Origin of the sequence: Companilactobacillus crustorum JCM 15951 (assembly GCF_001434585.1) — a bacterium.
Taxonomy (GTDB): Bacteria; Bacillota; Bacilli; order Lactobacillales; family Lactobacillaceae; genus Companilactobacillus; species Companilactobacillus crustorum.
Map to the genome: position 1 here is coordinate 1 of NZ_AZDB01000050.1, position 11,330 is coordinate 11,330.

Below are 11,330 nucleotides of genomic sequence, written 5' to 3' on the forward strand. Positions count from 1 at the left end.
TCTGTCGCAACAACAAGATATATATTACCGTTTCTTTCTTCCTGTTGCAAGTACTTTTTCAAATTTATTTCAGTTTTTTTGTCTCAGTGGTTATACTAACATATTTCTTCCTATTAGATGGTAAATAACGATTGCCTAATAAGATATTGTATTGGCTAATACTATAGCACCTTCTTATGGTTAAGAAAATCAAATTTACTTTTTGTATAAATAAAAAGTACCTGCTAACCAAGCTGATCAACAGATACTTTTCCCTAAAAAAAGCTTTTACTTACTATAATTGTAAATATTAATAGAATAACTGATGAAGATAGAGCTGCCAACACTGCCTTCTTACCACTACTTAAGAACACTTTAAAGTTAACACTCATTCCCAAAGCTGCCATTGCCATCCCCAAAACGATGTAGGCTAACTTCACTAGCATATTCAATAGATTTGCAGGCATTAGTACAAAAGTTCCAATTATACTTGCTAATATAAATCCTGCCATAAACCAAGGAATTGGCAACTTTTCTTTTTTACCATCCGTTAAGGGTTCTTGATGTTGATACCAAATACCAATAACGAGTGCAGCGGGAGCTAATAATAGTACTCGCGACAACTTGGTAATTATAGCAGCACTTAAACTGATCGGTCCACCAGCACCACCAGTAGCGATGGCATGAGCTATTTCATGTAGTGACCCACCAGCCATAACCCCAAATTGAGTTGACGACATATGTAGCATTGGCTTAAGTGCAATTTCGATTAACGTGAATAACGTTCCTAATATAGCCACAATGGCTACAGCTAAAACTTCATCATTATGTTTAGCTGTCTCCTCTTCTTTGGATACTTTTATTTGAGGAGAAATCCCCATTATTGCTGCGGCACCACAAATACCAGTTCCACTAGCCGTTAATATTGCTAAACGTTTACTAACTCCAAATTTTCTAGCAATATTATAAGTTAAGAAAATAACTCCACTTACAATAACTATCGCAAACAAAATAGTTTTAACGCCGGCATTAGCTAAATCAATTAAGTTTAACTTGAATCCTAAAAGAATGATTCCTAAACGTAAAAATTTATTGGAGATAAATCCAATTCCCATTTCAGCCTTATCAATTGCTGGACGATAAAGTTGAAACAGCATCCCCAATATTAAAGAGATAACCAAAGCTCCGATTATCGTCAAGTATGGCATTCCTCCTAAAAAACTGCCTACTAATGAGCAAAGTAAAGTCATACCAAAAGCATAATAAAAGCTCTTCTCAAAAAATTTCGTATACATACTAACTCCTCCATATATTAGATGATAATATAGAAGCATCATAAGTAAAAATTAGTATTTATTTGTATTTAATAAGTATTACTTATAAGGAGATAAATTATGCTTGATAAACGTTATTTGACCTTAATTAGTCTAGCCAGTACCAATTCATTTACCCAGACTGCTAAACAATTGTTTATTACTCAACCGGCCGTGTCACAACAAATGCGGTCATTAGAAACTGAATTACAAATTCCAATTATCCTTCGTGAGCATAATAAAATTCGTCTGACTAAGGCAGGCTTGGAATTAACTAAATTTGCTAAGCAAACCGAACTAGAAAGTCAAAAGATCATCACGGTCCTACAAAATGACACTGAACATTTAAAAATGGGGTGTACCCTCTCGCTTAGTTCAACTATTCTGCCAAAATTTATTCAGCAACTAACCACAAGATCCAATGTGGTTACAACTAAAATCAATAATACTCAACACATTCTTCAAAACATCCGTGATGGCAAAGTTGACTTCGGTTTAATAGAAGGAAACTTCAACAAGGAAGAATTTGATTCCTTCTTTGTTCAAAAAGAAAATTTCATTTGCGTAGCCAATAATCAAATCACTGCTACATCTATTGAGGATCTATTTAACCAGACCTTGCTGCTTCGTGAACCAGGTTCAGGTAGTCGTAATATTTTTGAAAATTGGTTAGCCGTTCAAAATTATCGCAGTACTGATTTCCAAAGCATAATTGAAATTGCGAGTCCTTCAGCTATCGTTGAATTTTTAAAGCACAATCGAGGAGTCAGCTTTATGTATGAATCACTTGTTAGTAAAGAATTAAAATCTGATCAATTAAAAAAACTAGATTTAACAGGTTTTCATGTGGAACATCCCATTAATCTAGTTTTTCTAAAGAATTCATATTTTAAAGATACTTATCGAGAAATCATTAAATCTATTTAATCTGAAATTTCAACGTTTTCCATTACAATGTCATCATTTGGTTTATCATTGCCATTACGTTTAGCACGTGCAATTTCTCGAACTACGTCCATTCCATCAATTACTTGACCAAAAACAGTATGACGATGGTCTAACCAAGGAGTACCACCATTCTTATAAGCCGCTACAATTTCTTCAGGATATCCAGCGTTAGCCATCTCTTTAATCATTCGTTTAGGCATATTTTGGTTAGAAACAATGAAAAATTGACTGCCATTTGTATTTGGACCAGCATTGGCCATTGATAATGCTCCGTCTAAATTAAACAGTTGATCTGTAAATTCATCCTCAAAGCTGTCTCCATAGATGCTTTCGCCACCCATACCGGTACCAGTTGGATCGCCACCTTGAATCATAAAGTCAGGGATAACACGATGGAAAATAACCCCATTGTAGTAACCTTTCTTAGCTAATTCAACGAAATTCTTAACTGTCTTAGGAACAAGTTCATCAAACAATTGAATTTTTATTTCACCATGATTTGTTTTAAAAGTTGCTACACTACCTGTAGCATTTTCTAGATTTAATTGTGGGTACGTCATTTTATAATTCCCTTCTATAATAAGTAACTTTACTTTATCATACTTAACCAATATGCCAATCAAAACGCAACATGCCTATTACTGTTTTCTCCTTTCACAAAAAATAGACGCTTTGTCAAATTATCTATCATTAGGTATAATTCCGTGGTAAATTGTATTTCAATCCAATTTGAGGGAGCATTTTAATTTGGTAACTGAAAACATTCAAGATTATACTTTAGGTCAAAATCAGCCTACTTTAGATATTACAATTACAGGAAAAAGTGACATTGATTATTCACATGATGATTTAAAAATTGCAGCAGCTATTAAGTTAATTGAATCCTGTGACAATTTAAATTTCACGCTCATTACGGGTGAACATGAATTATACAAAAATTTATCCGATAAATTATACGTAGCTGTTGAAGATTTTGTCCCTAAAAGTTATCTATAAAGCAAAAGCTAGAGAAAATTCTCTAGCTTTTTTTGTGATATCATAGTTTCATTACTCGAAAGGAACTTTTGTTTTGAAATCAACACTTAACTTTAATACTTTTATTAAAAATATGTTTCTTAAAGTCAATTGGGAATCCGTCTTACAGCATATTGCTTCAGTAGCATTGCAACTTATCTTGCTAACAGTCGTTCTTCTGCTTATAAACTGGATTGGCAAAAAAATAATCCGACATATTTTTAAAACTGGACTTCGTAGCACTAAAGCTACTATTTCTCCTAAAAAGCTAGATACTATCTATACGCTCGTACTTAATATTTTCAAATACATCCTGATGTTCTTTTGGATATATGCTATTCTTTCGGCCATTGGTATTCCTGTTGGTACATTAATTGCCGGAGCTGGGATCTTCAGTTTGGCAATTGGACTTGGTGCTCAAGGATTTGTTTCCGATATGGTCAACGGTTTTTTTATCCTTTTAGAACAGCAGATCAGCGTCGGCGATACTATTAAAATCAACAGTATTGAAGGACAAGTTACTTATGTAGGTATTAGAACTACTCAAATCCAAAGTGTCGATGGAACTTTAAATTACATTCCCAATCGCAATATCACTATCGTCAGCAACAAGTCTCGTAATAATATGCAAGCATTAATGGAAATTCCCATCTCTAGTGCTGCTCCTTTTGATGAAATTACGCGAATTATCAGTGACATTAACAAAAATCTCGATTTAGAAAAATTGCAAATAACTAAACGACCATATATTGTAGGTTTTTCCAATCAAGCCGATGGCACTCTGGTTATTCAAGTAGCCGCTTATACCAAACCCGGTGCCCAATATCATGTTAAAAACGTCTTATTAGAAAATTATCTTTCGACGATTAGAGATGCCAAGATTGAATTACCAAAATAGCTTTTTTCTAAAAGTATAATAAATACAATTTATTTTATAAAAAGCCAGTGTGTAACGATCGCACTGGTTTTTTGTTTGAATTCATTATTATTAATTAGGTTTAACTATTCTACCGTCAGGATAAATTTGATAGATTGTCATACTGCCTCCGTCATTAGCCTCAACTGCCCACGAGCCAATTTCATCGTCCTTATCAAATAGTATCCAATTACGATTTCCTAATTTTTGATTAGCATATGTTAATAGCTGGTCTTTATTTTCAATGTTTATAGTAGTGCTGTCCTCATTGTCAGTTTGATTCTGATTGCTTTCGGTCGTCTTATCCTCATTAGAATTGTCAGCATCTTGATTATCGTTAGATGTATTAGTTGACTGGCTAGATTTATCATCAGCAAAAACTTGAGCATAATTGTTTTTCATTTCTTGTACAATTAATTTATTAATCTTTTTATCATTTGCTGTTTGATAATACTTTTTTATCAGATCATTAATTACCAATACTTGCCCTGTCATAATTCTAGAATCCTTAGTTACGTTAACTTTTCCATCTTTAATCATAAAAATGGCAGTAAAATTACTACCTGATGTGAAATCATATTGTTGTGTATCTGCATAATATTTATAAGCGTAATTATGAGCATAATTTCCAGTATCACGATTAATGTCGTTCTTAAAATAAGATTGTGCCACTAAAGCAATAATTTGATCCGTATTTAAATCTTTGTAATTAACTGGCGCCACTTCATGTTGTTTTTTCACAGCTTTAGTTGCTGTAACTTTTGTGTCATTTGTCTTTTTGCCCGTCGAATTATTGCTTGTACATCCTGTGGCCAGCAAAGTAGTTAAAACTAAAATTATTCCCAAACTTTTTATTTTCATTTATTCAAATCCCCCTCTAAACATCTTATTTAAGTTTTATCCTAAATTAAGGAATATGGCAATTTGAATTTTTCTAGCTACTTCTTCGATAAATTTATATATGAATTTATCCGGTCAACTTCGGACATGAGTCTTTCAAATATCCTATATAGAGACTATTAAAAACAATTTATTATCATTTAAAATTTATTTATCCCAAAATAATTTCTAGTAATACCAGATATATGTTTCTAACATTTAAATTATCAAGTAACTAATTGAGTTTGTTTCATGTATCAAACCAGTTATAATTAAATTAATTAATATAATTAAAGGAAGTGCGTTAATAATGAACAAAAGAATCAAGGGTTCATGTACCTCAATTTTAGTTGGTAAAGACGCTTCAATTGACGGTTCAACAATGATTTCAAGAAATGACGATGGTCACGAAGCTTTGGACCCTCAACGTTTCGTGGTTGTTAATCCTGAAGACCAGCCTAAGACTTACACTTCAGTTATTAGCAAAGTGAAAGTTGACTTACCTGACAAGCCACAACGTTATACCTCAATTCCCAATTCAATTTTAACTAATGGAATTTGGCCTGCAGCTGGTATTAACAGCGATAACGTAGCTATGTCGGCTACTGAAACAATTACTACTAACTCAAGAGTTCTAGGACTTGATCCATTTGTTGAAAACGGTCTTGGCGAAGAAGACCTTGTTACCGTTGTTTTACCTTATATAACAAGTGCTCGTGACGGTGTAAAGCGTTTAGGTTCACTATTAGAAAAATATGGTACTTATGAACCAAATGGAATTTCTTTTGCTGATAATGAGGAAGTTTGGTGGCTTGAAACTATCGGTGGACATCACTGGGCAGCTGTTCGTATTCCTGATGACGCTTATGTTGTCGCTCCAAACCGTATGAACATTGACTATTTTGACTTTGAATCAGAAGATACGCTTTGCTCGGCTGATTTAAAGGATATGATTGATAACAATCACTTAAATCCTGATTTTGACAAATATAATTTAAGACATATTTTCGGTAGTTCATCTATCAAAGATACTGTTTACAACAATCCTCGCGCTTGGTCAGGTCAAAAATTCTTCAGTCCTAACGAGACACCTGATGATCCAATGGATCAAGATTTACCCTTCATCTGTCATGCCAACCGTAAAATCTCTATTGAAGATGTTAAATTCGTTTTAAGTTCTCACTTTGAAAATACTAAGTACGACGTTTATGGCAATGGTACTGAAGCTGAAAAGAAACTCTTTAGACCAATTGGTATCAATCGAAACCATAATGTTCACATTTTACAAATTAGAAATAATGTTCCTGCTGAAATTGCTGGAATTCATTGGTTAGCTTATGGTGCTAATACATTCAACACCGTGGTTCCTTTCTATGCTAATGTTAAAGACACACCAGTTGAATATAGAGATGCCACTGGTAAATTTGATTTAAATAATATGTACTGGTTGAGCTGTACTACAGCCTTACTTGGCGATACTGATTATGACTTATATGTCGATATGAGAAATGATTATGAATTAGACGCTATGAGTGCTTATCGTAAAATTCAAAATGAAACTGATGCCGATATTAAAGATCAAAAGAAAGTTAAAAAATATTTGGAAGATGCTAATAAAAAGTTGGCTCAAACCGCTTTCGAATTACAAACAAAATTGCTCGGTGACATGGTAATCATGGGTTCCGAACATATGAAACTTCGTTACAATCTAAACGATTAATCTAAAAAGGTCGATACTTCTATCGATCTTTTTTTATCTCCTCTCACGAACATATGTTCTAAATTAATGCTATACTTTTTATAAATCTTAATTTCCGGACAAAATAAGACGTATCACTTTGATACAATTATCTCAATTGGAGGAATTGCGATGAAACTTTTACATACTGCTGATTGGCATATTGGCAGAACCTTGAATGGTTACTCACTTCTAAATGAACAGGAACAAACTTTTCAACAAATATTGCAGATTGCAAAAGACGAACAAGTTGACGGTGTAGTCATAGCTGGAGATATCTACGATCGAGCTGTCCCTAATCCTGAAGCAGTATCGGCTTTAAATAAGATGCTACGAGAAATCAATTTGGAAAATAATATTCCAATTTATGCTATTTCTGGTAACCACGATAGTGCTAAACGTCTAAATTACGGTCGTGACTGGATGGAATATACTAATTTCCATCTGAATACATTTTTAGAAGAAGCTTTTCATCCCATCGAAACTGATGACATTCAAATCTTTCTATTGCCATTTTTCGATCCTTTAGACGCTCGTGTTTATTACCAAAAGCAAGGTATGCCTGCTGAAAAGGTCAAGAAGATAACTACCATTGCCGATGCTATGAAATTGGTTATTGCCGATATGAAAAAGAATTTCAACAATAACAAAATGCAACTCTTAATCACACATTTTTCAGTTACTCCTAACAAAGATGAAGAGATTGAATTAACCAGTGAAACAACCTCTAAAGTTGGTGGACTTGCGACCCTCACAGCCGATCAATTCAAAGATTTCGACTATGTCATGTTAGGACATATCCACACACGATTTGCTTCGCCTGATGAAAATATTCGCTATTCTGGCAGTCCCGTTAAATTCAATATCAAAGAAGCTCGCCTTAAAAATAAAGGTAAAGGCGTTGATATCGTTACGTTAGAAAAAGACAGCATCTCCAGAGTATTTAAACCCTTATTACCTACAACTGATTTAGTTGTATTAGAAGAAAATTGGGAAACTCTTTGTGATCCTAAATTTTACAAAAAACAGCCTATTAATAAAGACTGGTTTGCCATTACTATTAAAAATTTTGATCGTAGCGAACATCTCCAAACTAATATTCGAGCTGAACTTCAAAAACGATATGGCACCGTGGTGGAATTAGATTATGAATCTAATCAAAATGATTTTGATTCTCAAGTTAATACAACTAATATCAGTGAATTGAGCCCTGAAGACACCGTTGAACAATTTTTCGAAACTATCACCGGTAAAGACTTATCTGCCCCTCAAAAATCACTAGTTGAAACCATCTTTAATGAAATCGAGAGGGAGAAAAAATGAAACCAATTTATCTAGAAATAAATTACTTTGGACCACATGAGCACTCAATTATTGATTTTCGTAAGCTTGATGAATCTCCAATCTTTCTTATTGGGGGCGATACTGGTGCCGGCAAATCAACCATTTTTGATGCTATGACTTTTGCCCTCTTCAACACCACTACTGGCGATCGTGATGCCAAAGAAATGCGTAGTCAGTTTGCTACCGGAGCCGACAAAACCAAAGTTATTTTTTATTTTGAACAAAATGGCAAAATTTACAAAATTGAACGTACGCCGGAACAATATTTGAATAAAAAAAACGGCACAGGTTCAACTAAGCGAACCCCTACAGCCAATTTATCAGTCGTTGAAGATGTTGGCGGCGTCGAAATCGAAAGTATTGCTACTAAACCAGTTGACGTTGGACACGGAATTGCTGAAATTTTAAATTTGAATGCCGATCAATTTAAAAAGATTATTTTATTACCTCAAAACGATTTTTCCGAATTTTTAAAATCAAAAACAAACGACAAAGAAAAAATTCTTAAAAAGATTTTTGGCACTCAATTATTTACTGATTTTACTGCTAATTTGAAAGAGCATTTTGATCAAGCTAACGCTAAAGCAACTGATTTCAATAATAATATTCAATCTCAAATCAAATCTCCTATTTGGACTGAATCTGAACAAACAGAATTAAAACAAATCCCTAACGATCAGTTATTGGAAACTATTAAACAATATATAAAATCACGTCAAAACACTTTGAAACTTGTCATGGCTGAAGAGAACAAAATTAGTGAATCATGGCAAAAAGCCGACAGGAATTATCATGCTGCTCAAGACATCCAAAAAAACTTTGATCGTCTTGCTGATTCTAAAGAAAAATATCAGATCAATATTACTAATCGTGCCAACGAAATTAAAAAAAATCAGCAACATATAATCGAACTGCAGTGGGCTAAACCTTTGCGTGAAATCGTACGTGACTTAAACAAAAGTAAGTCAGCCCAAAAAGATGTTCTAACTCAAAAACAAAATATCACTGACAAGCTAAATATTTCTAAACAAAAATTGGATGAGGCAAAGTCTGAAATAGCATCGTTAACAAACCAAACGGATGATTTTAAAGCAAAAAAAGATCAAGCTCAAAAATTAACCGTCCTCATTAGCAAAGTTCAAGATATTGAAAAAATAGAATCCGAACTAGAAAACTTACAACCAAAATTAAAAACAGCCACGAGTTTAGTTAATGATAAAAAAAATGCCTTAACAAATCTTCAAAATGAAATTGCGGACTATAATCAACAATTATTAACCTACAAGGATCTCCCTACTCAAAAGGATGCCCTAATAAAGAACAGATCTGACTTTATCGACACCTTTACACCATTAGAAAATACGCGAACTGCTACAGCTCAAGATGTTACTGCCGTTCAATCTAAACTAGCCCAACTTCATGAAAATCTTTCATCAAAATCTCAAGTTTTAATTGATGCAAAAAAAGATTATCAAACAAAGATTAAAACCAGACAATCATTAATGATTGCACAGCTTCGTCAAGAACTCACAGAGAATCAGCCCTGCCCTGTCTGTGGTTCTACTGAGCACCCCCTTACAGATAATCAAACAGTTGCTGATGAGACCGAACTTCGTAAAGCTATGGATGAAGTTGATGATTCACAAAAATTCTTTGCTGCTACTGACAATGATGTAAAAAATATTCAAAAAAACATTGATGATCTCTCTGAAGAATTTGATCAAAAACAATTAGCAGCTGTTAAAGCTCAAGTTGCCTTATCAACTAAATATAATGAATTAATTATTTCTTCAAAAACTGATCTTCCACAGGAGTTTGACTTAGAAGCAGTTAAAACTAGCTTCCAAGATGAAATTGATAAACTAGATTCAAAAATCAAAGAATCTCAGACAATTTCACAAACTATTAAGGAACTTGAAGAAAAACAAGTTACTACTCAAAAAGAACTAAGCAAGGTCACTTCAGAATTTGACAAATTATCTACTCAAATAGATACACGTAACAATGACCTGACAAATAAGCTTAAAGTTATCGATAATCCAGATATTTCTAGCCAGCAACTTATTGAAAAGAAGGAAACTCTGACAAAAGAATATGAAAAATTTGACGCTGACTTAAAAGCTGCTCAAGAAGCCTTACATAGCAATGAAATAATTTATAGCAACAATCAAACTAAATTGACTGACATTCAGAGTCAACTAGAACAGCAAACTATTACTATCAATGAATTATCGAAAAAACTAAATCAGGCTTTATCCTCACAGTCCGCTAAAACTAATGACTTAGATACTTTAGATAATTGGATTTTAGAATTAGATCAAGATTTATTATCAAAATTACAAAATGGCGTTACAAGCTATGCTAAAGAAAAAGAATTATTACAAGCTACGATCAACGATATTCAAAATAAATTACTCAATGTTGAAAAGCCTGATCTATCTAAACTAAAAGAAATTGCCAATGCGGCTCAATTGGAACAAAAGGCTGCCATTAACCAAACAGCTACGGCTAAAAGAGATCTCCAAGATGCCGAATCCGGTTTAGAAACTATTCAAAAAATTATGCAGCAGCAAGGCGCTTTTGCTAAGGAATTAGCTTCCATAACGAGTCTCTACAATATTGTCAACGGAAAAGATGGCAATAAGAATAAATTGAAACTTGAAACTTATGTCGTTCAAAATTACCTCCAACGAATTCTTACTTATGCTAATGCCACTTTCTTAAATCGACTATCGCATAATCGTTACTCCTTTATAATTTCTCAAGAACCTTCAAACAAGCAAACTGACCATGGTCTCGATATCAATGTCTATGACCGTGAAACCAATGCAATCCGTTCGTCCAATACGCTGTCCGGAGGTGAAACATTCATTGCTGCTCTATCTATTGCTTTATCACTCAGCGAAGTTGTTCAATCATCAGCTAATGGCGTTCAAATTGATGCCCTCTTTGTCGATGAAGGATTTGGATCGCTTGACGATGAAACTTTAGACGAAGCTATGAGTGCCTTAGAAGATATCGGTCAAAATAGAATGGTAGGCGTCATCAGTCATATTGAATCAATGAAACAAAGTATCAGCCAACAACTGCTCGTTAAAAAATTAGGCGATGGAAAAAGTAAAATTGAACTAATTAATAAATAGACCCCTAAAAAAGCCAGATAGAAAATCGGCTGTTCGTCAAATCAAGTTGATGGCGG

9 protein-coding genes are annotated in these 11,330 nt (G+C 33.7%); 6 read left to right on the forward strand and 3 right to left on the reverse strand.

Translation table 11 applies throughout. From position 1 onward, the window contains the following. Positions 1-254: 254 nt before the first annotated feature. The gene (locus FD26_RS09890) at positions 255-1,274 is read right to left on the reverse strand and encodes a YeiH family protein (protein WP_057868263.1); all 1,020 of its coding nucleotides are present in this window, start codon (positions 1,272-1,274) and stop codon (positions 255-257) included. Positions 1,275-1,373: 99 nt separating this feature from the next. Here FD26_RS09890 and FD26_RS09895 point away from each other — a divergent pair, with 99 nt between their 5' ends. Further along, on the forward strand, positions 1,374-2,219 hold the full coding sequence (locus FD26_RS09895; protein ID WP_057868264.1) for a LysR family transcriptional regulator: 846 nt from the start codon (positions 1,374-1,376) through the stop codon (positions 2,217-2,219). Here the strand turns inward: FD26_RS09895 and FD26_RS09900 are convergent. Then, complete coding sequence (locus FD26_RS09900; protein ID WP_057868265.1) at positions 2,216-2,800, reverse strand: peptidylprolyl isomerase; 585 nt, start codon at positions 2,798-2,800, stop codon at positions 2,216-2,218. The two genes, FD26_RS09895 and FD26_RS09900, sit on opposite strands and share 4 nt — an antisense overlap. 187 nt (positions 2,801-2,987) lie before the next feature. On the opposite strand from FD26_RS09900, the gene FD26_RS09905 reads away from it, so the two are divergent. Then, entirely contained in the window at positions 2,988-3,236 is a 249-nt protein-coding gene (locus FD26_RS09905; protein ID WP_057868266.1) for a hypothetical protein, read from the forward strand. A gap of 73 nt (positions 3,237-3,309) precedes the next feature. Continuing rightward, positions 3,310-4,152, forward strand: a complete 843-nt coding sequence (locus tag FD26_RS09910) for a mechanosensitive ion channel family protein (protein ID WP_057868267.1) — start codon at positions 3,310-3,312, stop codon at positions 4,150-4,152. 90 nt (positions 4,153-4,242) lie between these two features. On the opposite strand, the gene FD26_RS09915 is transcribed toward FD26_RS09910, so the two are convergent. Continuing rightward, positions 4,243-5,031, reverse strand: a complete 789-nt coding sequence (locus tag FD26_RS09915) for a hypothetical protein (RefSeq protein WP_057868268.1) — start codon at positions 5,029-5,031, stop codon at positions 4,243-4,245. Between the two features lie 328 nt (positions 5,032-5,359). On the opposite strand from FD26_RS09915, the gene FD26_RS09920 reads away from it, so the two are divergent. From FD26_RS09920 to FD26_RS09930, 3 genes are all read left to right on the forward strand, one after another. Beyond that, positions 5,360-6,769, forward strand: coding sequence for a C69 family dipeptidase (locus FD26_RS09920; RefSeq protein WP_057868269.1), 1,410 nt, complete (start codon positions 5,360-5,362; stop codon positions 6,767-6,769). Between the two features lie 150 nt (positions 6,770-6,919). Then, the gene (locus tag FD26_RS09925) at positions 6,920-8,110 is read left to right on the forward strand and encodes an exonuclease SbcCD subunit D (RefSeq protein WP_057868270.1); all 1,191 of its coding nucleotides are present in this window, start codon (positions 6,920-6,922) and stop codon (positions 8,108-8,110) included. Next, positions 8,107-11,274, forward strand: coding sequence for an SbcC/MukB-like Walker B domain-containing protein (locus FD26_RS09930; protein WP_057868271.1), 3,168 nt, complete (start codon positions 8,107-8,109; stop codon positions 11,272-11,274). Before FD26_RS09925 ends, FD26_RS09930 begins: the two co-directional genes overlap by 4 nt. Positions 11,275-11,330: the final 56 nt, after the last annotated feature.